We start from the raw sequence: 26,998 nt of genomic DNA on the forward strand, positions 1-26,998 counted from the left end.
AATTAATCCCCCGCTTCTATTGATGAAGCTTTTGTGAATGGTTGGTGATAATGAATAGGTAACAAAATCTCTACCATCACTCCACCTTGAAGATGATTAAAGATCTTTACATCAAATTGCTCACCACAATACATCGCGATTCGCTCTCTAACATTTTGGATTCCGATACCTTTTGCATCTGAGAAAGTCCAATCTTCTGGTAATCCGTTTCCATTATCCTTAATCGTTAATTTAATATGGTTTCCATCCTCTACAATCGAACCGTTTATAGCAATTTTCATTTGCTCTGAGTTAGAGGATTGATAACCATGCTTGATGCTATTTTCAATGAAAGGTTGTAAAATGATTTTGGGTACATATAAGTCCTTCATCGATGCTGCCACACGTACAGTATATTGAATATCTTGAGCTTGACGCTGTTTTTGAATATCGATATAACATTTAGCATGATCTAATTCATCACGTAAGCGAATAAATTTCAATCCCCCACTTAAGCCAATTCGAAGCATTTTGCTTAAGTTATTGACCATATCACTTACCTCATCTGCATCATGATCTAAGGACTTCCATTTGATCATATCCAACGTATTATATAGAAAATGCGGCATAATCTGACTTTGTAATGCCCTGACTTCGGCTTCTCTTCTATTAGAATTTTCCATTTCTAATTTTTCTAATAAATCAGCTAATTCACCCGTCATTTGATTAAAATTGTTAGCCATGATGTCATATTCTTCAACATAATGGCGATTCATTTGTACCTCAAAGTCTCCTTTTTCTACTTTTCGCATTCCTTTGATCATTTGAGTTATTGGTTTGGTTATCCACTTCCCAATACCATAAACAATAGGAATCGATAATAAAATAGCAATGAAACCAATCACTAGAACAAAGATACCTAGCTCTTTTGTTTCGGCGTATAGATCATCAACTGGAATAACTTGAACAAGTCGCCACTGTTCATAATTTGGTTCGGAAATTAGAAGGAGGTGGTATTCATTATCTCTTTTAATCAGTTGATGATGATTCGTCATCTCATCATATTCAGGAACTAGTCTCTCATATATTTCATTATTAGTTCGGACTGTTAAATCGTTAACGATTGGAAATTCTTCACGTGAATGCGTTTCGGCAATGATTCGACCACCTGTATTTAATAAGATAAACGGTTCATTTATTTCTTGATATAAATCGGTATCAATTAAATATTCTAAAAAATGTTCAGCCAAAATATTTACTTTGATATAGCCTACTGTTTGACTTCTTTGGTTTAAAATTCGATGAACATAACTAATCATCTCACGATCCATTAAGGTATCCGTATGCCTTGGAACCCAACCATTATCAACATTTTCTATGAAAGGGGCAAACCATTCCCGCTCCGTTAAATTGGACTCCGGTTGAATCGTATGATCGTATAAATACGAATACTCCTGATAACGATCCGTAAATAACTCAATCGAGTATACTTCCTGTTTTAATGATGCCACATTATTAATTAAATTTTTTAATTCATTACGTTCTACCAGTGCATCATATGGATCTGTTTCTGAGTCATCAAAAATCTCCGAAACAGTGCGGTCAATTGCAATAAAAGTCCCTGCTTCACTAATATTTTTTATAACACCAGATAATTTGTTAGCACTTTCATTTAACAGTGACAATTTTGTTTCACTAATTTCATTTGAGGTGAAATTAAAAAAGTATTGGTAGGAAGTGTAACTAACCGCAGCAAGAAATAGAGCATTAACGAAAACAAAGCAAATAACCATGATCGTCTTTAATTTTCGAATCATCACAAGCCCCTCATTTCTTGCTTTCAACTAAATTGTTATTACATTGCTGAATGTCTATCAGACCACGTTTTGTCTTACCCTTTTATACCTGTAGTAGCGATTCCTTCAACGATATAACGCTGGAAAATAAAGAATACAGTCGTAATTGGTATTAGCGATAATACGGACATTGCAAATACTGATCCCCATGAGGATTCACCTTGCGAATCAAGGAATAAACGTAATCCTAATGGTACGGTAAACGTATCTACCGTGTTCAAATACAATATTTGGCTAAAGAAATCATCCCATGTCCAAATAAATGTAAAAATCGCAGTTGTAATTAAGACTGGCACAGCTAGCGGCATAATAATTCTGGTATAAACCTGAAAAACACCACAACCATCCATGATCGCGCTCTCATCCAATTCACGTGGTATTCCTCTAAAGAATTGTACCATTAGAAAGATAAAAAAGGCGTCTGTTGCTAATATTTTTGGTACAGTCAAAGGTAAAATCGTATTAACCCAGTCTAAATTATGAAAAATAGTATACTGTGGTATTAATGTTGCATGTGCCGGAAGCATAATAGTCATTAGCATACAGGCAAACCATAGCTTTTTCAATGGAAATTTCAACCTAGCAAAAGCATATGCAGCCATTGAACAAGTAATCAGGTTGGCAACCACTGCAATTAAACTAATTAAAAAGGAATTTTCAAAAAACTGACCAAAATTGACATCTCTAACAACATTCCAACCATTAATATAGTTATCTAAAGTCCATTCTTTTGAAAATAGACTAGGCGAAGAAAAAATAAGGGTTTCCGGTTTAAAGGAAGCTGTTACCATCCAAATTACTGGATATAACATACCCGCTCCTATCAATATAATAAATGTATGTGTTAATATTCTACTTTTGTTTGTACTTTGATCCATTATAATTTCCCTCCGTCTTCATAGTGCACCCAATATTTTGATGAGAAGAAGATGACAAGAGTCATGACACCTAAAACAAATACTAATACCCATGCCATTGCAGAAGCATATCCCATCTCAAAATGCGTAAAACCTTTTTGATATAAATAAAGGGTATAAAATAAAGTAGAGTTAATTGGTCCACCAGTACCTTCACTAATAATAAAAGCAGAAGTGAAGACTTGAATTGATTTAATAAGCTCAATTACCAAATTAAAGAAGATAACGGGTGATAATAGTGGTAATGTTACTCGAAAGAACACTTGTCTCTTTGTCCCACCATCGACAGCTGCTGCTTCATATAGTTCTTTCGGAATTTGTTTTAACCCAGCAAGAAAAATAACCATTGAAGCACCAAATTGCCATGTAGCAAGTATAATAATTGTTCCTAACGCATAATCAGGATGTGAAATCCACCCTTGACCTTCGATGTTAAAGTAAGCTAATACTTGATTGACTAATCCATCAATTTCAAATAGATTTTTCCACAGAATCGCAATTGCGACACTTCCACCAAGTAAGGAAGGTAAATAATAAGTAGTACGATAAAATCCAACAGCTGCCATTTTTTTATTTAGTAAAACGGCTACTAACAGCGCTGCAATTAATTGTGTAGGAACTGCTATAAATACAAATGTCATCGTTACTTTTGCTGAAGCTATCCAACGTGTATCCTGAAACATTTCGGTATAATTGGCAAAGCCGATCCACTCAGGTGGATTAAGTAAATCAAAACGAGTGAAGGATAAATATAAAGAACTTATCATTGGCCCGAGAACTAATCCAAGAAAACCGATTAACCATGGTAGTAAAAAAATATAGGCTGCAATATATTGTTTCCTGGTTTCTTTACTTATTTTTATTTTTTTCTGAACAGAAGATACTGTCATTGCCTCTGAACTTTTCAATTGTCACCCCTCCTAAAAATTTGAAGTCTTCATTTCAAAAAACAACTAATTGAATCAGTTGTCACTCTGAAATTAATTGAAATAAGACTTCAAAGGTAAAATGGTGGAACAAAGTGACTCATAAAGTCACTTTGTTCAACAAGTTATTTCTCTTCACTTGTATACTTTTCAATATTTGAAAGTAACTCTTCAAAGTAATCTTCTGATGCTTGCTCTACAGATTTTTGATCATAATAGATAATTTGTTCTGTTTCTGTAAAGAGCTGGGTATTTTCGTTATACCCTGGTAAGTTCGGAATATAAGGAGCATCCGATGTTTCGCTTACCAGATCAATATAGGAATATACTTTTTCATCTAATTCACTTGCTTGATCAATTAAATTTTTTCGAACATCTGAGTTAACTGGTGCGCCACGATCATTACCTAATACTTCAGTGGCCTCTACGTTATTTACAAAGAAGTCCATAAATTTTGCTGCTTCCTCCGGATGTGGTGTATCTTTATAACCCGCAAAATATTGACTTGGTCTTAGCGAAACACCATTTTTTCCCGTCTCAGAATTATACGGATAAGGATATAACTCAAATTCATCCTCGGTTGCACTCGAATAGGCACCCAGCTGATTACTTGCAATTGATTCCATAGATACATCACCTTGGACAATTAAAGATTGTTCAGGTGTTTGGGTTGCGGAAACTTGTACTTCTGCTACCGCTGCACCACCACTGTCTCTTAAATCTTTCCATAATTGAAACCAATCCTGAACATCTTCGACACCGAAACCTATTTCACCGTCTAGATACGTATATTTATCTCGTTGCGCTAAAAATACGCCAAATCCATCTTCACTAAAATCACTAGCACCATACGTTCCGTCGATATTTTCTGTGATTTCTGGTGTAATCTCTTTAAAATCTTCCCAAGTCCATTCTTTACTAGGCATCGAAATACCAGCTTCTTCTAATGCTGTTTTATTAACTAATACTCCCCAAGCAGTTGTACCTAAAGTTACACCATATAAATTTCCATCAAATGTAGCAGAATCTAACATACTTTCTGAATGCAAGCTTGTATCAAGTTCATTACCTACATAATCATCTAATGGTAAAATGACATCTCTTAATACAAAATCATTTAAGTTACCACCAAACTGAATAACATCTGGTGCATTTCCTGCTGCTAATTGTGTGTTTAATTTGTCAAAGTAACCATCAAACCCTGAATACTCTGCTTCTATGGTTACATGTGGATTTTGCTCTTCATACATTTCAATTACTTGTAAAGTACGATCATGTCGTTCCTGACCACCCCACCATGCAACACGTAATGTCACATCTTCTTCACCTGACGCCTCTTCATCTTCGGTTTCTTCTGCGCTTTCTGTTGTGCCTTCAGAGTTAGTATCCTCTGTCGTGTCGTCCGTAGCTGAGTCAGAACTACAAGCTACTACAACTGTTGTAATTAACATTAAAATGAATAATAAATAGACCTTTCTCATAAATCATTTCCCCTTTCTAATGTGATAAGTTTATTCTAAAGTGTAAGCCTTTACAATTGAATAAAGAAAAGTAAGTGCTTACATAAGAAATCTTAGGTAACTTTAACAATTTATTATAATCATAAAAAGCAAAAAACACGTAAAAACTATAATGAAGAGACTAAAGGGGTGAGAAAATGGCTAAAAAGAAATTCAAACTTAAGAATAAAAATATTCGTGCAAATACACAAAAAAATTTCCAACCAACAAACGATGTCCAGCAGCTTACAAATAAAAATAATAAATATTAATTAAGCTATTTTATCTGGTTTTCTTATGCTCGAAACTGGAAGTGGAGTTATTTCGGATGATTTACATCGTGAAAAACCAGGCAGTAATCTACTTGGGTTTCAACAATACATCCTCTCATATTGATAAATAGTAAATAACAAAAAAGAATAAAAAAACAATAGCCTGGTTCGGCTATTGTTTTTCTCTCACTATTTCTAACACAGTCTCATTTGAGCTTGATCCAGAAGGAATCGTTTTCTTTCCTACAACTTCTATTTGATATTGATCTTTTCTTATGTTAGTTTTCACGCTTAATGTATGATCCATTCTTTCCACTGTCACATTTGCTTTAATATCTCCTTCTGCATCAACTAGATCTCTTCTTGCACTTCCGCTATCATCGATACCATAAATTCTGAAGGTAATACCCTCCAAATAATCATAAACAGCATTATCGTCCTTTTTTCCAAGTGGGAGAATCGAATTCGGTTTTACGAAAAGTGGTAAACTGAAATAGTCATAGTATTCTTTTATCCATATACCGCCTTCCCTCTCTTCACCTGTCAAAAGGTGTGTCCATTTTCCCTTTGGTAAATAAAAAGAACCGATTCCATCTTCATTGAACACAGGAGCTACGAGGATGGAATCCCCCAACATATATTGACGATCCAACGTTTCACAAATCGGATCCTCAGGAAATTCCATATACATAGGACGCATTAATGGAATACCTGTTTTATTATTTTCCACTGCTTGAGCATAGATATAAGGCATTAATTTATTTTTTAATTTTGTAAAATGACGTGCAACTTTTACTGCTTCATCATCAAAATTCCATGGAACCCGATAAGAAGAGCTACCGTGGAAACGACTATGACTGGATAACAAGCCAAATGCCGTCCACCGCTTGAATACATCGGGTGTAGCAGTGTTCTCAAAGCCCCCAATATCATGGCTCCAATAACCAAAACCGGACGAGGTTAAAGACAATCCACCACGTAAACTCTCTGCCATTGCATCATAGGTAGAATCACAATCTCCACCCCAATGGACCGGAAATTTTTGTCCGCCAGTAGTAGCAGAACGTGCGAATACAACCGCTTCCTTTTCGCCTTTTACTTTTTTTAATAAATCAAAGACTACCTGATTGTATTTATATGCATAATAATTATGCATTTTTTGAGGGTCTGAACCATCATAATAGACAACATCCGTTGGGATACGCTCGCCAAAGTCTGTTTTAAATGAATCGACACCCATATCAAGCAGCTTTTTTAATTTATTCTGGTACCATGTACAAGCTGCCGGATTTGTAAAATCAACAATTGCCATACCTGCTTGCCATAAATCCCATTGCCAAATGTCACCATTTTCTTTTTTGAGCAAGTAACCTTTCTCCATTCCTTCGTCAAAAAGGACTGACTTTTGTGCGATATATGGGTTAATCCACACGCAGACCTTTAACCCTTTGTCTTTCAATCGTTTCAGCATACCTTCAGGATCAGGAAAATTACGACGATCCCAGATAAAGTTACTCCATTCAAATTCTTTCATCCAAAAACAATCAAAATGAAACACACTTAATGGAATACCTCGATCTGCCATGCCATCAACAAAATGATTAACGGTATCTTCATTATAATCAGTGGTAAAAGATGTAGATAACCATAAACCAAAGCTCCATGCTGGGGGTAACGCTGGTTTACCAGTCAACTCTGTATAACGGCTAATTACTTCTTTTGGAGTTGGACCATTAATGAAATAATAATCCAAATATTCGCCTTCCACACTGAATTGGGAACGAGAGACCGTTTCTGATCCTAGTTCAAAGTTTACTTCCTCAGGATGATTCACAAAAATCCCGTACCCTTTACTGCTAAGATAAAAAGGAATATTCTTATACGATTGTTCTGAGCTCGTGCCTCCATCTTTGTTCCAGATATCAACACTTTGCCCATTTTTAACAAACGGGGTAAATCGTTCGCCAAGACCATATAGATGTTCCCCAACACCTAAACGTAATTGACCACGCATAAAGGTTTTATCCTCTGGTCCCTCAATCCATGCCAGGCCTTTTCCATCCGTATCGGTTAAGCGACCTGTAGCATTTTCAAAAGATAACGCAAAATTACTTTTAGAAATGCTAAGCTTCAATTCACCACTTGTAAAGCTTAACGTGTCGTTCTTCTCTTCTAATTGAACAGATTTTGCTAGATCCAGCACTTCAAAAGTAGGATACTTTACTTTCTCTCCTTTAAAATGCCATGTTTGAATACGTACTACTTCATCTGTCGGTGCAGATATTCTAATTGTCAAAAGTGGACCATCTAATGTAGCCCCGCGATGGTTCAGATATTTACAAGGTGCATATAGCGTCACTGCACCGTCCTTTTCTACCACTTCATGAATTAACCTTGGAAAATGAATCTGATATCCTTCTCTAACTAGCCAATTTCCATCAGTGAATTTCATTATTTTTTATCTCCCTTTTTCCAAATTTCTTTCACGGTTTGATAAGCGAGCTTTGGTCTTCGGTATGTATCGACAATCCCTTTTTGATTCATTGTCCCTGCTCGCGTTAATAAAAACCCAAGACCTTCCGTAACACGACAATCCGCAAATTGCCAAATTAACAACCCACTAATGTATGATTTATCCTCATAAGCTTCTAAATTCCGCCTAATTATTTCCGCATGACGTTCCTCCGTACCTTTTACTTGGGTTGGACTCCGATACCCGTAGATACCATCTCCGCCAAACTCGCTCATGATTATCGGTTTACCTTTTCCACCTAATTCGTCTGCCCATTTTTTTGCTTCTTCTACTAATTCTTTTGGATCTTCATCTGTGTACCATTGTGGATATAAATTAAAGGAACAAATATCCACCAAGTCAAAACAAATCTCCTCGCCCCTGTGGTGTGAGGCAAACGTAATTGGTCTGCTGGAATCTAATGCTTTAATTTGTTCGATTTGTTCTTGATACATTACTCTTCCTTCTTCCGTGTTACTGGCGCACTCGTTTAATATTCCCCATACGATAATTGATGGGTGGTGAATATGATTGGTTACCATCTCTTCATTTACTTTTAGACACTGCGTTTGAAATTTTGGATGTTGCATATGCTCCAGACTTAGTCCTCTTGCATGATTCTCTTCCCATACCAAGAACCCCATCTCATCACATAGATCTAAAAATAATTCATCGTTGGGATAGTGACTGGTTCGCACAGTATTAGCTCCCATATCCTTCATCAATTCTAAATCATGCACCATTAAAGCTTGTGAAAAAGATGCTCCAACTTGCGGATGGTCTTCATGCCTGTTAAAACCTCTCATCACTATATTCTCACCATTGACTTGAATATGCCCATTTAGAGTAGTAACCGTTCGAAATCCAATTCGCTCAATTTGATCGTCAATAGGATCAATATCTTGACCCACATATAAATTCAGAGCTAATTCATATAAATAAGGTGAGCTTGGGGTCCATTCGCGTATATCTTTCATCGGAATAGAACGTGTAATAACGACAGAATTATTTGGCGCAACTTCGGAAAAAGGGGTAATAACTCTTCTACCTGAAATCGTTGCTTCTATTCGCACCTTCTTTAACTCATGCGTTAAATTAACTATATGTGCTTCTACTTCTAAGCACCATTTATCCTCCACTTTTTTTGGTAAGGCTTTCATTATTTTAATAAAACAATCGGGAACCTCTTCTAAAATTACCGCTCGAATAATGCCACCATACGTATAATAATCATTGGGTACATGCAAGGAAGAATCTTCTGTAAATCGATTATCTACTACGACCTCAAGAAGATGTTCGCCAGCTTTTAATTCCTGCAACACAACAGAAAAAGGAGTATAAGCGTTATAGTGAGTTGCTACTTCTTTTCCATCAACCAAAACGGTTGCTGTATGGCTAACCCCTTTAAACTCAAGCCTCACATTTTTCTCTTCGTTCACATCAAAATATTTACGATAAATAGCCCTACCTCGGTACGTTAAAAATTCAGGATGCATCTCCCAACAGCTCGGTACAGGTAATTGATATCTTTTACTAGCTAATTCCCCCAAATCATTAATGGTCTGAAACTCCCAGAGACCATGCAAATCTCTGTTTTTTCTGATGCGATGTGTTTGAAAAAGTCGGATCATCCTATCTACTCCTCTTATATTGCTATCATTATTTTACAGCTTGAAAATTACTATTCTTTTGCAATATCTGAAAAGCCCAGCATTCTCTCAAAGGAAATTAGTGCACCTTTCATCATCACCAGTATAAACAAACTAAAACCAAAGAATGGCAGTAATCCTGGGATAATTGTGAACAAAAAATAAATCAGAACGATCGTTACAACCAAAACAATAGTGAGTAGCGGCATGGCGAACATACACAGAAAGGCATTTTTAAATAATTCAACAAGATTCATTTCAAAGTGAACATACATCGGTAATAAATAAATGAGCATCCCTAGAAATAATATATTTACTAAAAGCAAAGGATAATACGTAAGGCGAATACCTTCATGCTGAATTACTTCAGCAATTGACAGGTTGATGAAGAGCAATCCACCTACCAAAACTACAATAAAACCGACTAGATTACTTCTTACAAATTCTCGTTTATAGACCCGCCAGAAAGTTTTCGTTATCGAGATATCGCTATAACCTGTGAACCATTTTCTAAATATTGAAAAGGCTGCAATAATTGCTGGAAAGAAACCGAACACGATTAAACCTAATAAGGAAAAAGCGATCACTAAGATATTAATATAGGCGGTTCGAACAATGATATCGGTGAAACGATAGATTCGCTCTAAAGCAAATGATTCCATATTATCCCCCCTTTACTGTTCTATTCTTTTACAGACCCCAGTGTAATCCCATGAATGAAATAACGTTGTAAAAATGGATAAACAACTAATACTGGAATCATCGCAATAAAGATTTTCGCTGCGTCTAACGTTCGATTAGACATTTCACTCAATCGTTTGTATTGGTCTTCAGTCATTTGAGATGGATCCACCGACACTACTAGTTGTTGTATATACGTTTGTAATGGATAAAATTCTTCTCTTGTCATAAATATTAAGCCGTATAAGAATTCATTCCAGTGATAGACAATACTGAATAACGTCACGGTGGCAAGTACCGGTATTGAAAGAGGTATAAACAGTTTAAATAAGATATACCATGGTCCAGCACCATCAACGAGAGCCGCTTCTTCCAGAGATTTTGGTAAATTTCTAAAAAAGTTTATGGTTAAAATTATATTAAAAACAATCGTCTGAGCTCCACCTACCAGTACTAGGGCCCACACACTGTTCATTAAATTCAATTCTTGTATCGTTAAATAAAGCGGAATTAATCCTCCGTTAAATAGCATGGTAAAAATAACCGTCCACATAATAACATTACGTCCTCGGAAGTCTTTTACTGTTTTCGATAGCGGATAAGCCATTAATGGTACGATAATGAAGTTTAAGCCTGCACCGAGTACGACACGTTGAATCGAAATCCAAAACGACTTAAAAAATTGCGTATCGTTTAACAATTGTTGATATGATGTTAAATTAAAGTCAACCGGCCATAATGTGATGATTCCTGCTGCAGCCGCTGATTTGGAGCTAAGTGAAACGGCAAGTGTGTACCATAAAGGTAAAATACAGGTTAGAGCAATCGAACACAATATCACGATTAATACAATATCAAATATTTTTGAAGACAATGATTTACTTCTAATCATGTGATTTCCCCCTTTCGCTAAAAAATTCTGTAGTTTGTGAACTTATACGCCATGTAGTACGAAACACTAATTAAGATAAATCCAGCGACTGATTTTAATAATCCAACTGCAGTTGCTAGTTCATACTGAAGATTTAATAAACCTGTTCTATATACCCACGTATCAATAATGTCACCGGTAGAATATACAAGTGGATTATAAAGGTTAAAAATTTGATCAAAACCTGCGTTTAATACATTACCTAAACCTAATACAGCTAGCAATACTGCCGTAGTTCTAATGCCAGGTAATGTAACGTGCCACAGCATTCGCATTCTGGAAGCACCATCAATACCTGAAGCTTCGTAAAGGGCAGGGTTAATACCTGTTAGCGCCGCTAGATAGATGATGGTATTAAAACCAAACTCCTTCCACACATCACTTCCTACAACTAAGAAAGGAAATAAGTCCGCTCTTCCAAAAAATAAAATCGGCTCTACTCCAAATACACCTAATAGTTGGTTAATAGGACCCTGATATGCGAATATATCTAACAGCACGCCACCAAGAATTACCCATGATAAAAAGTGAGGTAAATAAACGATCGTTTGAATCGAACGCTTCAAACCAATATACCTTAATTCATGAAGCATTAATGCAAACAGTAAAGGAACAATTAAGTTTCCTATTATTTTCATAATCGCAATAAACATCGTATTAAAAAAGATAATTGGCGTATCATTTAGTTGAAACATGTACTTGAATGTTTCCAAGCCGACAAATTCTGAATTAAAAACACCTTGACCTGGATTGAAATCTTGAAAAGCAATGATGATGCCAAACATTGGAATAATACTGAAAATAAATAACCAAACAAAACCTGGAAGCATCATCAAGTAGTAGTGTTTGGCAAAGCCTTTTGCTTTCATAATAAACTCTCCCTCTCAACTAAGATGTGAATTAAGAAAAGCGCAGAGCGCCCGTTTAGAAACGTAGCGACTTCAGAATCGACTGAGATAAAGGAATCACGGTGAGGTTACGAACCGATGATGACTTTCACCTAAAGGTATAAGTGCGACTAAGCCTCTGTTTTCACCAATCGGCAAGTCTTCTTTATCGCAGGCAGAGTCGTGAAGTCGCCTAGTTTCTGGCGATCGGAGCTAGACATGATGCCACTTATATGCTTTCTTTACTTATGATAGAAGGCGCCGAAAAGTTTCGACGCCTTTAATAGTTAAATCAATTTACTACTTCCGCTACTTCCTCTGTAATCTGATCTCCGCCTTGTTGCTTCCAATCTTCTACAAATTGATCAAATGCATCTAGAGGTTCAGAACCCATAATAATTTTCAAGAATATCTCGTCCTCTAATTTCTTTAAATTCACCCAACGATCTTCCATTGATTCCGTTTGAGAATAAATTAAACTTGGAACACCCTTCACTTCGGTATCAACCTGTGGTGCGGTACCAACTAAAGCAGAATAGGCTCGAGTAAAGCTAGTTGACGTTATATCCCAATGTTCGATATCCATATTGTCATATGGCTCAAGCTTGGCATCAAAAACAGTATCTACATCATTTTTAATTAATTTATAAGCTGGCATATCATAAAAATCTTCTGGTTCTTTTGTTCCAGCTAATACTTCACGCATAGCAACCGTAGTTACTTCCATTTCATCGGCAGGTGCATAAACTAGTCTTAGTGGATAATGACCAGGTCCACCTCCACCTTCCATGTGATCAAATTCAGATTCATGCGCAAATAAATTATTTAACATTTTCATTGGAGCTTCAGGATGTTCATATCCTTTTCTCACTACTACATAAGAACTTGTCGGTGTGCTTAAATGCGGAGTATATTCCCCATTTTCATCTAATGGAATAGCATATGACTGCCAATTTGCTTCAGGATTTTCTGTAACCGCATCCGTTATCGGTCCGTATGGCATCCAGAAAGGTCCAGAGAACATTCCTGTTTTACCACTAATAACAGATTCACCAGAATCTTCACGTACACCCATTTCTCTATCAATTAATCCTTCTGCATACATATCTCGCAGTGTTGCTAAAGCTTCTTTTGTTTCAGGTAAAGTGGAACCATATACTGGATCGCCGCCTTCTCCTTCTATCCAATAACCTGGATATGCATGATGTGCTGAGAAAATGCCATCAAACCCGTATAAGTTATTGGTGGACTCCAAAAAGTTTGCATATAATTTATTGCTTGTGTCAGGACCTGCTAGACCAATCGTGTCATCTTCACCATTTCCGTCTGGATCTTCTTCGACAAACGCTCTTGCTACCTCTTTTAATTCCTCTAAAGTCGTGGGTGGTTCAAGTCCAAGTTCATCTAACCAATCTTTTCTGATCCACATATTATGAATTCCATCAGCAGATGCTTGTGAATTTGGAATCGCCATGATTTTACCATCAAACGTTACGTTGTCTAAGGCAACACCACCTGTACTATCAATTATTTCTTTGATTGCAGGAGAAGCATAATCTTCATATACTTGCGTTAAATCTGCTAATTGATCTGCTTCTACCATTTGACGTAGTTCTACTGGTCCTACGATCATCGCATCCGGTAAGTCATTACTAGCAATTGCTAAACTTACTTTTTGATCATAATTGGAAGGTGATGCAGTAAAGGCATGCTCAACTTCAATATTTAAGTTTTCTTTCACATGATTGACATACTTGTTATTAAGTGGTGTCTCACCTTCTTCTAAACTCGTATCGGTAGGGTCCACCTCTTGGCCAATCGCAATTGTAACCGTTTCCTCGTAAACTCCAAAAGGATCCGCGTCTTCATCACTAGTTGTTTCTTCTGTTGTAGTTTCTTCCTCTGTCCCCTCGGACTCTTCATTGGTACCAGCATCGTCTGAGCATGCTGCTAAGAGTAGTAAAAATAACAAAATAAGTAGAGCGAAAATTTTCCCCTTCACTTTCATGTAAAACCCCTCTTTTCATTTCATGTATTTATTACAGTTCTAATGATACCAGTAATGAAAACGCATTCAATAAGTCAAATGTGTTCAGTTTAAAGGGGATAAATGTTTACTGTTTTTGATAACTTTACTCATTCTTTCACAGAGAATACATCTGTCTAACTAACAAAGAACATATTTACTCCTTGCTTTGTTGTTTTCGGTATTCACTAGGGAGTAAACCGGTTGATTTTTTAAATACTTTACTAAAATACTTCACATCCGCGTAGCCTACTTTTTCTGAAATAACAGAAACCTTTTCCGTTGTAAATAACAGAAAGTTTTTTGCTTTTCTAATTCGGGCAACTCTTACATATTCATTAAATGTATTTCCCACTACCTGTTTAAAACATATAGAGAAGTAACTTCTGCTCATGTTTACATCTTTGGCAATTTCATTAGCTGTAATCGATGTATCTAACTTTTTTTCAATAATTTGGATCGCTTCTATAATGCAAGCCGTTGTTTCTTCTGATACGGATGTATAAAAAATTTTTTGATGTATTGTTTCTTTCGTTTCTCTAAACCATTTTTCTACTTCTTGCCAACTTCTAAATTCATCTGGGAGTGACAAATCGACTGCAAGAATATCTGCATAAATTCGTCTACATTCATGGATGGTTAATAATAAAAGACTCATCAATTTGTTTTTTGCTAATCTTAATTCTCTTAAATCATATAAAGTTTTTTCTAATAAATCATCACTGCGACACCATTTTAAAGAGATTAATTCTTCCTTTAATTTTTGTATTTCTTCTTTTGTTGCTCTACGCCTAATTATATTTGCACTTGTTAAAGTATAGAAAGAGAGAATACCCGTTTTTTCTACCTCATAAAAAAAAATCGAGTCTTTATATTTTCGTACAAAACTTTCTAGTTCGTTAATCTCTAATTTATGATTACTATCAATTTCGACTAATAAAATCTGTTCATTGGGATGAATTTCGGAAGTGGCATGTTTTTTAAGATCGGTAATATTCACTTCATAATCGATATATAATACATTTTCACCTAATACAACGATTGACAATGTTTTAAATTCATTTCGGAATCTCGTCTCATATTTATCGATTTCTTCATCAGTTATTAAAAAATAGCCTTTATTCACTGCTTGTATTTCAGTTTTTTCTGTACTCCTCAGAGGTTGTTCGTCCAACTTGATACGGTCGTGAATTCTTTTTAGTGTTTTATCCATTTCTTCATTATCTAGCTCAACTTTTGCAATATAATCAATCGCGCCAAGCCGCATCGCATCTTGAATATAATCAAAATCTCGGTGCAAAGATAATACTACTACATGGATATCTGAATAATTTTCTTTCACCTTTCTAATTAATTCCGTACCTGACATAATTGGCATCGCCAAATCAGTAATAATTAAATTAACTTCTTCTGTTTCTAAAAATTCTAAAGCTTTCTCTCCGTTCTTCGCATCTCCTACCACCTTCATATCAAAAGTCTCCCAATTAAAAGATGAAATCAAGCTTTTACGGACTAATTTATCATCTTCTACTAATAACACTCGAATCATCTTACTCCCCTCCATTCGGTATATATAAAATGACGCTAGTTCCATGATCTATTATACTGATAATTTCGATTCTTGCTTTATGATTATATGTTCGTTCTAGTATTCTTTTTACATAATTCAAACCAATTCCCATGCCCTGCTTCTTTTCTTCTAACTGATCTGTATGAAGTATTTTGTTAATTTTTTCTCGCGACATTCCTCTGCCATCATCCTTAATCTCTATCATGATCTCATTATGGTGGAGTTGAATATTGACATCGATTTGCCCATCATCTACTAAGCCATGATAAATCGAATTTTCCACAATCGGTTGCAGAATAAATCGAGGTACGGAAGTTGTTAATAAATCATTATCAAGCATAATATGAATGTTGTAGGTGAAATCATAACGAATTTGCTGCAGCTGTAAATATTGCTCCATACTTTCTAATTCATCTTTTAAAGTAGAGGATTGGCCTAGCTTCCCCATATTGTAATAAAGGATTTTATTTAAAGAAGAAATAAGGTGTATTACTTGATTTTTTTCACCAGAAACTGCTAACCACCTTGCTGTATCCAAGGTATTCATTAAAAAGTGTGGATTAATTTGATGTAGCAGTTTTTCCACCTCTAAATCAGCCCTATTCCTTTCTTTGAGCTCAATTTCTGTGATTAAAGTTGAAATTTGTTTTCTCATATACCTGAACCTGTTGGTAAGCTCCATAAATTCTGGGATAGATGTCTGGACAATTTCCGAATGAAAGTTGCTGTCTCCCATTAATTTTACTTCACGGTTAAATTGATTTAGTGGTTTATAAAATGTTTTCCATAATAGCAATCCGACGACTAAACTAATCATGACAAACAATATTGCAATGTACATCATCATAATAATCCACTGATTAATCTCTTCATTGTATTGCGAAATAGAGATAAGAGAAACAATACTCCATCCACGCTCGGTATCCTCTCTAAACCAGTAATAGCCATCTGTTGTCCCATAATTTGCATCGCTTTTTGGACGAAAGGTTTGATTAACAGAGAAAGCTGCCTCCTGCTCTGAGTAAATAATTTCTTTATTCTCATCTAATATAAGATAACTAGTATCATTTATGACATTATCTGATTCTAGTATGTTTTTCGTTAGATCTAGATTAGATTCAATATATAAATAGACTTTCTGAGGATAGTTAATACTTAATTCTCTTACAGTGGAGAGAACGGATTTATTATTAAATCTCTCCATACTAACGTGAGGACCAAAGTTATCAATCTTATATCCTTTTATAAATAACGGTTCGTTTCTTAATGTAAAATCATCTTTTGCCCAATGACTGTTAAAAACATAACTATCCTCCTCTTCTATATAGAGGAGAGATAGACCAATATTCGGATTACTAAATGTGATCACATTTAGTTCATTTTTAATTTCTTCATATAATTGTTTCTTTTCTAAAGAATCTTCCATTTCGAGATAGTTTTGTAATGTAATGTTAATGTTCTCTGAAAAATCGATTTGCTGGGAAACATAGTTCATGTCATCAATCGTATTTTCAAGTGTTAATCTGATTTGATTTAGATTGCTATTAAAGGTGGTATTTAATTTATTTGTTAAAATCGATGACATTGTAAGGTAGGAAAAAACAACGGTGAAAACAAGTGGAATAAAGGTGCTTACAGCAAATACGATCGCTATACGACCTTTTAGACTCATCATCTTAAACTTATTTATAAGCTTGACTATAACAAACAACCTCCATTCCTCTGATACAAAATGAAATAAAATAGCAAAATCACTAGTGTCGCATGAATTTATTCTGAATTTTCTGACTATTACCTTCTGCTTTTTTGATGAAAAAGAAAGACAACCAAGCAAAGGTAGTAAACATCCATTTTTTACTATAACGTCTTCACTAAGTAGCAACGACAACCCATTGCTTTATGGAACACTTTTCCCCTGGATTTTGCGTATCCATAGATGAGAAGATTTCCACAAGGCAGCCTTTAAATATCGACTGATTTGTAGATAGGTTCGTTGACTATTGGTTTCGAGTTGTATCAACACGTTTAAACAGTACACGATCATCGCGATATAGACTTGATTATGTACAGCTTGTTCGCTCTGACCATAAAACTTCTTAATGTTTAAATGCTGCTTCATCCATTTGAAAAATAACTCAATGGCCCAGCGTGATTTATACAATTCCGCGATTTCATCGGCATCTAAATCAAAACGATTGGTCAGTAAGTGCAACGCATTACCTTTAGAATCGATGATTTTCAATAGCCGAAACACATTCTCTGATCGGTTTTGCGTGGTACCAATCACCACCATTTCATCGGACAAAACATCCGAATCTGTGGGTAAAGAAAACGTTTCTAGCGTACGAGTGACCGCATTTTTGCGTAAGCGCGAGACGAAAAAATATCCTTCGTCTGTCATACGATCAAATCGTTCGTAATCTAAATAGCCTCGATCAAACACATACATGCATGCCTTATCGTCAACCAATACTTCGAGTTGACCTCGATCGTGTTCTTTCGCATTCGTAAGCTTGGCTTGATCGGGATAGGAACAGCCCTTCTCCATAAAAACGAGGCGCAGATGTAGCTTGACGCCAGCCTTTGTTTTGCGGAATTTTGCCCAGTTGTGGTTATTCAAGCACAGCGGCAAGGTACTGGAATCAATGATTTTTAAGGGTGTTGTGGTTTTCCGTCTCGTTTGAAAATCTGTTTTTTCATGAATGTGCGCTACTAAACGCAGAAAAATCGCTTGAAAGAAAGCCGTTGGAACATTATTCAACCGTCTCCCTAATTGGGAAAAGCTAATAGAATCTAGATTTGTTGCCTGTTGTAATTCTTCCGAAAAAACACTATCGCTTATGGCACGCAAACTCTCTGTTTCATGTAGTTGTGCATATAGTAATAATTTCATAAAAGATGCCGTATAAAGCTTTTTGGTATAGTAATCTAATTGATAGTTTTCCACTTGTTCCTGTAAAAAATCAGAGGAAATAAGCGAAAACCATTGTTCAAAGGCTGTTTTTCGAGTAAACTTATCCATGTCAGTGTCCTTTATTTTGGATTTGGATCGGTTTACTACCACCCAACCATTATAAAGGATTTTTTTACGGTTAAAAACATTTTCAGAATATTCTGATTTTTACTCTGAGTTAAATTATTTTAATGCGACACTAGTGTAGCAAAATAGAAAATCGTATTTTTATATGAAAACACTTACATTAATTTGAATTAACCATAGCATTGATCAAACATAATTTCAATATGTTATGTTTTGTGGTACTAGTCACTTGTTTTGATTGGGTGCACCATGTATATGCAATGAATTTTTTCTCCAATAAAATGAACCATGAGATATTGCACTTCAATATCTCATGGTAAAAAATTAATTTATCAGAAATTATGTTAATACTATTTCTACAAAAACATTCCGAGTAACCCGGCAATAACCGCATAGATGATCATCGGTATTAAAGTCATTCGAATAATTAGACCTTCTTTACCTACCAATCCCACGACTGAAGCTGCTGCTACCACATTGACTACACAAATCATATTACCAGCATTCGCTCCCATTACCTGTAAACCTATAATTGAAGTAGGCTCCAATCCTACTTGATCTGCTACAGAAAATTGAAATAATGAGAACATCATATTACTGAAAGTTGCACTGCCAGAAATAAATGAACCCAATGCTCCGATAAAAGGTGCCATGATTGGCCAGCTACTTCCTAATAAATCGGAAGCTTGATAGGCTAATTCAACTGGCATACTTTCAAAGCCGGCATCATTTAAACCAGAGTTAATAAAGATTCGCACCATAGGAACAGCTGTGAACAGAGTAATTGCTGTACCAATTAATGTTTTTCCTGAGCTAGATAGGGCACTTGTTAACTCTTTCATACTCATTTTATGATAAAAGAAAGTAATGATTACCACGATTATAAATACCGTACCAGGTAAGTATAATGGTTCAAAAACGGCTGAAATAGAAGTACCTAAAATATTTTCCCAACCCATTTTCACGCTAGTTAGCCAAGCTTTAAAAGGTAAAACTTCTAATCTCGTTAAAATCAACAAAAGACCTAACAACTGATAAGGCACCCATGCTTTCCATAACGACATTTTCTTTTTGGTTTCTTCCTTTGCAATAGGTAAATTGCCTAACCATTCTTTCGGCCATTTCTCGCGAACAGCAAAATCCCATGTTTCTTTTGGCATGAACCAACCTTTTTTTACAGCAAATAAAACAATAACTAAGCCGAATAAACCACCAATAATAGAAGGAAATTCAGGTCCGATAAAAGTAGCTACAATAAATGCAGGAACCGTAAAACTAAGACCAGCGAAGATGGCAAATGGCCATATTCTTAAACCATCTTTCCAAGATTTTTTTTCGCCAAAGAAACGAGTTAACAGGACTACCATAATAAGAGGCATTAAAGTACCTGTAATTAAATCGAATTGCATCACCTGACTTGCGATCACTTTCATATATTCTCCAATTGACATGTCACCTAGAAAAACGGCTACCATTGAGGCAACACCGCCGCCTTCCATTAATCCCTGCTCCACCCCTACAATAATTGGAGTACCTACAGCACCGAAAGACACTGGGCTACTATCCGCAATTAACGCTAAAACAACTGCGGCCAATGGTGGGAAGCCAAGAACAACAAGTAATGGTGCGACAATAGCAGCAGGGGTACCAAATCCTGCAGCACCTTCAATAAAAGCCCCAAATAGCCAGGCAATAATAATGACCTGGATCCGGCGATCCGGTGTTACACCCATGTAAAATTTGCGAATAGTATCGATCGCACCACTTTTTTGTAAGGTATTTAGAAGAAGTATAGCCCCAAAAACAATATAAAGAATTGAAATACCAATCAATACTCCTTCAAAAATTGACGCAGTAATTTGTAAAAAAGACACTTTCCAATAAAAGAATGCTAGAATAGCTGTAACGGCTAAACTAATCGGCATTGCTTTCATCGCAGGCATTCTTAATAAGACCAAAAAAAGAAATACAGCCAAAATTGGTGTTAAAGCAACTAATGTCATCATTTGTACTCACTCCATATATTCCTAATACATATATTATACCACAAATCACCTTGTATTTGTGAATATTTTCACATAATTAATTAAATTTTAATTTAAATGTGACAGTAAAATTTTTGCTAGTATACAAAGTTGGAGTCATACTCAAAATAGGACAGACCTTTTTTACTAATAAAGAGTCTGTCCTATTGAAACCAATTATTTTTTTCGTCGAACAACGAGTAAACCAAAAGCTATTGCAATCATTATTAGACCCATTACTAGCTGAAGGTACATATTTGTTGCCGTATCTGGTAGCTCTGATTCATTATCATTATCAAGTGAATTTTGATCGCCACCTTTTGGCGTTGACGTTTTTTGGTGATTACCTTCTTCTAGGTTTTCCGATCTTTCTTCTGTTTCTTTTTCTGACCCTGGGCTTGAAGGGTTTTCCCCATTAGACTGCTCTGTTTTATCTGCTACTCGAATCACAACAGATGTTAAAGCATCTATGTCTAATCCATTGTCTGTTATTGACACACCTTGAGGTTCCTCGATTGTCTCAACACCTGCTTGTCTAGCATCGACTACTACCTCACCACCAGTTAAATCTTCAGTTAATGTAAGACTTCTAGATTGATTGTCTGCGTTTACGAAAACATAATAAGCTTCATCTGATGTTGAATTTTCAGCACGATAGCCAATTATTAAGTCTTCATCAGCAATTTCGGGTGCATCTATTAGTGTCACTTTTTCATTCACGTCTTTCATTGTTGCTAAGCGGAATGCATCTGTAGAACGTCTTAAATTAATTAACCCTTTAGTATAAGCACGCGTCGTTGTATGAATAGGGTAATCAGCTGAATTAGTTGCTTTTTCCCAATCAAACATATTAATTGCATCCGTTGAATCATAGGAATCATGAATAAAGTATGGATATTCAAAAGGTTCTCCATTTTCATCTGTAAGAAATGTTGACTTATAAGGTGGCTCTGCTACTTCTGTTTTGAATTCCTCAGCTCTGAATTGCTTTGTGCGACCATACTCTTGTCCGGCATGAATAAATGGTGTACCTTGAGAAGTTAATACCATTAAATTTCCAAGGCGAATACGTTGGTGAATTTCTTTCTCATGATCTTTTGGATCCTTTTTGATCGATTGGGCAATCACATCATGTAAAGTTAAATTATCATGTGCAGCAATATATGGAACAACATCTCCTGGATCATCTGCTGTAAAATTTCCTGGATTAGCTGTTATATTATTAAAAATGGACTCAATATTTCTTGCTCCTCCAGTAATGAATCGTGGTTCGCCTTCACTGCCAAACCCTGACTTCAATTCATTACGGAATTCATCAGAGAAGGAAGCTACACTATCTGTATGCTCCATCCAGTCCTGATCAGCTGGTTGGACATTCGGATAATTTTCATCTCCAGCAAAAGTTCTCCAGCCTTCACCGATCATAATAATGTTTGGATTTAATGCTTTTGCTTGATCATAGGCGATTTGAATACTTTCAGCATCATGATCACCCATCATATCAAAACGGAATCCATCAACCTTGAATTCATCCAACCAATAAGTAATAGAATCAACCAATATTCTTCTCGCCATCTTATGAGTTGTACCCAAACGACCACCACCAAAGCTTTCACGCGAGCTACCGTCCGAATCCATAAAGTGGTAATAATTAGGTTCTAAATCTTCAAACAGATGAACTTGAGCCGTATGATTGTAGACAACATCTAAAATAACACCCATATCTCGATCGTGAATCTCATTAATCAGATTTTTAAACTCCTCTATGCGTTTCGCTGGATCATTCGGATCTTCCGAATACATACCTGTTAATGAAAAATAGCTTTGTGGGTCATATCCCCAGTTATAATTATTTTCTAAAGCTGACCAACCTATTAACCTTTCATCTTTGTTAAGTTCATTTGCAAAATAATAACTCATAACAGGTAGCAATTGAACATGTGTGACACCTAAATCCTCTATATAATCTAATTTTTCAACAAAAGATGCAAATGTACCAAATTCAGCTTCTAATTCCTCATCAATAGAAGGATCGGACGTAAAGTCACGGACATGGATTTCATAAATAATCGCATCTTCTCGCTTTTCAAACCCCTCAATATCTGCATACTCTAATTCTGGCCCAATCGCACTAGGATCAACGATAGCGGCCTTTCCTATGTCGTATTCATCATTATCACTATTCCATGCAGCCATTGATTTTGCATAAGGGTCTAAAGCAAGAACGGTTTCACCTTCACGTTCAATTGCAAAATGATAATAATAACCTGTAATGCTGTCTATACCTGTTGTTTCTTTGTTTAATTCTACTTGCCATACTCCTTTATCACCTTTTGTCATTTCAATGTCATCTTTCACAATTTGTTTTTGGTCATTTTTATTATAGAGTATAACCGAAACTTTATCTGCACTTGGCGACCACAATTTCAAGGTGGCATTTGTTTCATCATGTAAAGTAAGTCCCAAATCACCATCATAGCCGAACATTTCATCTTTTAATCTCCAGCCGATCGTTGCGATAGCTTCTCTACCGTTATGTGTAATAGTAAAAGGTGCCTTTTCTAAATCAAACGTACCATGAACAATTACGTTGTTATTTTCTTCTGAAATAGAGATAGAAGTAAATTCTACAATATCTCCTTCTTTATCTGTAACTTCTAATTCCTCGGCAAGCTTCTCTTGATCAAGTTCTGCTACAGAGTTAAATCTAAGTTCCAATTTTTGATCAGAGATTACCTCGCCAGACAATATTCCTTCCTCTGTTACAAAATAAGGGTTTGTATAAACTGTGTCATCTCCACTACGGACAAAGATTTGAGTATGTTCATCAAACTTATCAAATGACAAGTCACCTGATTGCCATCCTGTTTCTTTATTCAGGAAGAGGAAGTTAATCTGATTTGGATCCTCTGCCAACGGGAGATCAAAATATGATCCGTTTAAACCTAATCTTTGATCAGATAAAAAATGGGCACCATCAGGCCAATCTGTGGTAGCTTCTGCGACGTCTCCCCATGTCCATAATCCAATATTATTATACGATTCTTCGTTCTGATAAAAATTAACACGAAGTTTTCCATCTTCTTTTTTCAATGGTGGATATAAATAAACCTCATAATTATCAGTCAGCCAGACTTCATTCATCTCTTTCGTCAAGAGGTTCACAAACAAATCTCCGGATAAATTATCGCCATTTGCATGATTGATAAGAAAGCCAATTTTCTCAGGATTTTCAGCCAGTTCGATATCAACAAAACGACCATATTCTGTTTGGTTCGTCTCATCAAAATTTAGTGCCGCATTGGGCCATCCACCTGCAGATTCAGAAGGAGATGCGACATCTTCCCATACCCATAGCCCCAATTCGTCAAAATCATGTTCATTTCCCGGGAAATGAACACGAAGATGGTTTTCTGGTATTTCCGTCACTTCGGGAACTTCCACATTCGTAGCTTCAGATAATATAGCTCCCCCTGAAGACGTCAGCAATGCTGTGCCGCCTTCTGACCTAGCTGGCAGATCAAGCGTAATTTGATAATTTTCTTCATTTGTTTGGTTTACTTCATATGTGACCCCCTGATAATGGTCCGTAATGGAAACATCAGCATTTTCGACATTTACTGAAACCGTTTGTTTCGATTCTGCTACATTGAGAGCCACATAAATATTTTCGTTCTGAAAGGAACGTTCGAACATCAAATATTGATCTTGATCAGACCCGGCAATTTGTTGTCTTGAACCTTTGGCAAACACATCTGAAAAATCATTTCGGAAACCTATTACTTTTTGATAATGTTCTAAAATATCATTGTCCTTTATGTTATTCCAATCTAAGTTATAGCGATTATCGTATTCTGGCCAATTATTTGCGCCTGATTGACCTAATTCTTCGCCATAATAAAGGACAGGTTGACCTTTTGCAGTCAGCTGTAAAGAAGATGCCACTTTATATTTCCCTTCATCTCCATCAAGACTGTATAAAAAACCATCTTCATCATGACTGCCTAAAAATTGGCCAAGTAATCTCGTATTATCGATCGTTTCATTTCTTATCGTTAAAGCTTCATTAGCGCTCTCTAAGCTACCATCGACAAAATTTCGTGCGGTGCCTTTAAATTCAAAATCTAACAAGGAATCCATCATTCCGGAGCCAAGATATCCTTGATCATCTGATTTACCAGCACCCCATGCTTCACCAATCAACTGGAAGTCTGGTTTTAGCTTTGTTAATTCATTTCGAAAATGTTGCCATGTTGTTCCATCAACATGTTTAACCGTATCCACTCTATAGGAAGCTAATGAATTTCCATTATCAGTTGTTGACTTCTCTACCCAGTTCTTTTGCCAAGCGACCAATTGTTCACGTACATTTGATTTTTCAGTTTTGAAATCTGGTAGTCCGGAAAGCTCCATTCCTTCATCTCCAGAACCTGATTTGTCGCGAAGCATTCCATCAAACCGCGAACGATCTTCGTCTGTCGGATAACCAGCAGGACCGTCAATGCTTAAATCATCGTCCTGCTTCAATCCATATCCAGCATGATTTAAAACAACATCTGCCATAATTTGAATTTCACGTTCCGCGGCCGCATCGATTAAGGCATGAAATTCATCTAATGTCCCAAGATGTGGATTCAATTCTTCAAAATCTTTAGCCCAATAACCATGATAAGCAAAATAGGATCCTTCTGACGCATCATAATTAACGTCATATCCAACATTTTCAACGATCGGTGTAATCCATATCGTATTGACACCGAGCTCATCTAAATAATCCAGTTGTTCCATTACCCCTTTAAAATCCCCACCTTGATAAGTGCCTCTTGGATTATCATAACCATCGTAATTCAGATCATATGGATCATTATTGGATGGATCTCCATCATAAAAACGATCGGTCAACATAAAGTAAATAATCGATTCATCCCAATCCGTTGTTGCTTCACCTATTTCTCTAGGCGAAACAGTTGCTGTCACTTCTGTTGTGTATGTACCACCTTCCTCATCTACTGCAGTAACAGGTATTGTTTTTTCACCTGCAGTAATCTCATGTTGTACAGTTAATGTTACTTCGTTTAACTCTGGTGAAATATGAAGACGTTCTGTTCCACCAAGAGCAGTGGTGTCTGCATAAATAGTCCGAATCCCTAGTTCAGAGTTATTTGTTATATCCACAGACAGTACTGCGTGCTCATTATAATTGAAAGACTGATTGACATTAGCTTCTACTTTAATATCCTGTTCACCTTCGTATTCATCAGGTAGATCCTCATCTTTCTCGGTTGAAATAAAATAAGGATTAGTATATACTTCTTCATTTCCCTCTTCCAAGAATATTTGTCTATGGTTATCTAAATCATCAAAACTAAAATCACCAGTTTGGTCTCCATCTTCAATACGTTCAGCAAGTAAAAACCCTATATTACTTGGATTGTCATTTAGCTGTATATCTACATATGCTCCGTACTCTCCCACTACGTCATCCAAAAAGGGATGTGCGTCCATTGGCCAATTCTCACCATTTGAAGGCGTGGCAACATCCCCCCAAGTCCATATCCCCCATGGTTCATGAGACGCTTCATCTGTCTGAAAATGCACACGTACTATATTTTCCTCAAATTCAATAGGTTTATAATAGTAGACAATTCCCTCCGAACTAAGCCAAACCTCCTTCATTTCGTCGGCTAAAATATCAATAGATATATCATTCGTGACATCATCTCCAGCTCGGTTATTGATTTTTAAACCGACTGTTTCAGCACCTTCTTCCAAAGGTACATCAATATAGACACCATAATCATCTATACCTCCTTCTTCAAACCAAGTGCCATTTGGCCAATCACTTGTTTCATCTGAAGGGGTTGTAACATCTCCCCACAACCATGCTCCAATTTCAGATGTATCATTGTCTCCATGATCATAATGAATTCTCAAAAAGCCTTCTTCTACCTCTTCTAGCTCAGATTGTTCAGCAGAGACATCCGGAAGAGGTGCTATTCCTGAAAATAGACTTAAAAACATTACACCAATCATAAAAAATACTAAAACTTGCTTTTTTTTCTTCATCCATTTCCCTCCTTATTCTTTGTGCAAGATCCGTGCAATTTCATGCAATTTTAAGAAAACGTTTGCACTAATGATATTAAAAAACGATTGCACATTTCAAAATTATATATGTGCAATCGTTTTCTCTAATAATATACAATATTTTCATTGGAAGCGCAACCAT

Annotated in this window: 15 protein-coding genes; all 15 read right to left on the minus strand. The window is 36.1% G+C overall.

Translation table 11 applies throughout. The annotated features are described in order from the left end of the window. Positions 1–2: 2 nt before the first annotated feature. Entirely contained in the window at positions 3–1,796 is a 1,794-nt protein-coding gene (locus BN3107_RS14710) for a sensor histidine kinase (RefSeq protein WP_058308395.1), read from the minus strand. 74 nt (positions 1,797–1,870) lie between these two features. Continuing rightward, the gene (locus BN3107_RS14715; RefSeq protein ID WP_058308396.1) at positions 1,871–2,713 is read right to left on the minus strand and encodes a carbohydrate ABC transporter permease; all 843 of its coding nucleotides are present in this window, start codon (positions 2,711–2,713) and stop codon (positions 1,871–1,873) included. Next, on the minus strand, positions 2,713–3,642 hold the full coding sequence (locus tag BN3107_RS14720) for a carbohydrate ABC transporter permease (RefSeq protein ID WP_058309260.1): 930 nt from the start codon (positions 3,640–3,642) through the stop codon (positions 2,713–2,715). Before BN3107_RS14720 ends, BN3107_RS14715 begins: the two co-directional genes overlap by 1 nt. A 161-nt stretch (positions 3,643–3,803) precedes the next feature. Continuing rightward, positions 3,804–5,159: an ABC transporter substrate-binding protein gene (locus BN3107_RS14725; protein ID WP_058308397.1), complete on the minus strand. Its 1,356-nt coding sequence runs from the start codon at positions 5,157–5,159 to the stop codon at positions 3,804–3,806. Between the two features lie 462 nt (positions 5,160–5,621). Continuing rightward, a complete protein-coding gene (gene yicI, locus BN3107_RS14730; protein WP_058308398.1) occupies positions 5,622–7,901 on the minus strand; it encodes an alpha-xylosidase in 2,280 nt (759 codons plus the stop codon). Beyond that, positions 7,901–9,592, minus strand: coding sequence for a glycoside hydrolase family 2 protein (locus BN3107_RS14735; RefSeq protein WP_058308399.1), 1,692 nt, complete (start codon positions 9,590–9,592; stop codon positions 7,901–7,903). Before BN3107_RS14735 ends, yicI begins: the two co-directional genes overlap by 1 nt. Positions 9,593–9,642: 50 nt before the next feature. Continuing rightward, the gene (locus tag BN3107_RS14740; protein WP_058308400.1) at positions 9,643–10,272 is read right to left on the minus strand and encodes a YesL family protein; all 630 of its coding nucleotides are present in this window, start codon (positions 10,270–10,272) and stop codon (positions 9,643–9,645) included. Positions 10,273–10,292: 20 nt separating this feature from the next. Next, complete coding sequence (locus BN3107_RS14745) at positions 10,293–11,183, minus strand: carbohydrate ABC transporter permease (RefSeq protein WP_058308401.1); 891 nt, start codon at positions 11,181–11,183, stop codon at positions 10,293–10,295. A gap of 17 nt (positions 11,184–11,200) precedes the next feature. Continuing rightward, entirely contained in the window at positions 11,201–12,091 is an 891-nt protein-coding gene (locus BN3107_RS14750) for an ABC transporter permease (protein WP_058308402.1), read from the minus strand. A gap of 310 nt (positions 12,092–12,401) precedes the next feature. Beyond that, entirely contained in the window at positions 12,402–14,117 is a 1,716-nt protein-coding gene (locus BN3107_RS14755) for an extracellular solute-binding protein (protein WP_058308403.1), read from the minus strand. A 175-nt stretch (positions 14,118–14,292) separates the two neighbouring features. Beyond that, positions 14,293–15,684, minus strand: coding sequence for a response regulator transcription factor (locus BN3107_RS14760; RefSeq protein ID WP_058308404.1), 1,392 nt, complete (start codon positions 15,682–15,684; stop codon positions 14,293–14,295). A 1-nt stretch (position 15,685) separates the two neighbouring features. Next, entirely contained in the window at positions 15,686–17,380 is a 1,695-nt protein-coding gene (locus tag BN3107_RS14765; protein WP_148434740.1) for a sensor histidine kinase, read from the minus strand. A 222-nt stretch (positions 17,381–17,602) separates the two neighbouring features. Further along, positions 17,603–18,727, minus strand: a complete 1,125-nt coding sequence (locus BN3107_RS14770; protein ID WP_058308405.1) for an IS4 family transposase — start codon at positions 18,725–18,727, stop codon at positions 17,603–17,605. Positions 18,728–19,101: 374 nt separating this feature from the next. After that, a complete protein-coding gene (locus tag BN3107_RS14775; protein WP_058308406.1) occupies positions 19,102–20,751 on the minus strand; it encodes an L-lactate permease in 1,650 nt (549 codons plus the stop codon). 195 nt (positions 20,752–20,946) lie between these two features. Then, positions 20,947–26,835 carry a pullulanase gene (locus BN3107_RS14780; RefSeq protein ID WP_058308407.1) on the minus strand — a complete coding sequence of 1,963 codons (5,889 nt, stop codon included), beginning with the start codon at positions 26,833–26,835 and terminating at the stop codon, positions 20,947–20,949. Between the last annotated feature and the right edge of the window lie 163 nt (positions 26,836–26,998).

The sequence above is a fragment of the Gracilibacillus massiliensis genome, from assembly GCF_001458115.1.
GTDB classification, from domain to species: Bacteria; Bacillota; Bacilli; order Bacillales; family Amphibacillaceae; genus Gracilibacillus; species Gracilibacillus massiliensis.

Bases quoted from the DNA above. Each gene is read 5' to 3' on its own strand.
- BN3107_RS14710 (WP_058308395.1), bottom strand. From the start codon at position 1,796: ATGATTCGAAAATTAAAGACGATCATGGTTATTTGCTTTGTTTTCGTT.
- BN3107_RS14715 (WP_058308396.1), bottom strand. From the start codon at position 2,713: ATGGATCAAAGTACAAACAAAAGTAGAATATTAACACATACATTTATT.
- BN3107_RS14720 (WP_058309260.1), bottom strand. From the start codon at position 3,642: ATGACAGTATCTTCTGTTCAGAAAAAAATAAAAATAAGTAAAGAAACC.
- BN3107_RS14725 (WP_058308397.1), bottom strand. From the start codon at position 5,159: ATGAGAAAGGTCTATTTATTATTCATTTTAATGTTAATTACAACAGTT.
- yicI (WP_058308398.1), bottom strand. From the start codon at position 7,901: ATGAAATTCACTGATGGAAATTGGCTAGTTAGAGAAGGATATCAGATT.
- BN3107_RS14735 (WP_058308399.1), bottom strand. From the start codon at position 9,592: ATGATCCGACTTTTTCAAACACATCGCATCAGAAAAAACAGAGATTTG.
- BN3107_RS14740 (WP_058308400.1), bottom strand. From the start codon at position 10,272: ATGGAATCATTTGCTTTAGAGCGAATCTATCGTTTCACCGATATCATT.
- BN3107_RS14745 (WP_058308401.1), bottom strand. From the start codon at position 11,183: ATGATTAGAAGTAAATCATTGTCTTCAAAAATATTTGATATTGTATTA.
- BN3107_RS14750 (WP_058308402.1), bottom strand. From the start codon at position 12,091: ATGAAAGCAAAAGGCTTTGCCAAACACTACTACTTGATGATGCTTCCA.
- BN3107_RS14755 (WP_058308403.1), bottom strand. From the start codon at position 14,117: ATGAAAGTGAAGGGGAAAATTTTCGCTCTACTTATTTTGTTATTTTTA.
- BN3107_RS14760 (WP_058308404.1), bottom strand. From the start codon at position 15,684: ATGATTCGAGTGTTATTAGTAGAAGATGATAAATTAGTCCGTAAAAGC.
- BN3107_RS14765 (WP_148434740.1), bottom strand. From the start codon at position 17,380: ATGATGAGTCTAAAAGGTCGTATAGCGATCGTATTTGCTGTAAGCACC.
- BN3107_RS14770 (WP_058308405.1), bottom strand. From the start codon at position 18,727: ATGGATAAGTTTACTCGAAAAACAGCCTTTGAACAATGGTTTTCGCTT.
- BN3107_RS14775 (WP_058308406.1), bottom strand. From the start codon at position 20,751: ATGATGACATTAGTTGCTTTAACACCAATTTTGGCTGTATTTCTTTTT.
- BN3107_RS14780 (WP_058308407.1), bottom strand. From the start codon at position 26,835: ATGAAGAAAAAAAAGCAAGTTTTAGTATTTTTTATGATTGGTGTAATG.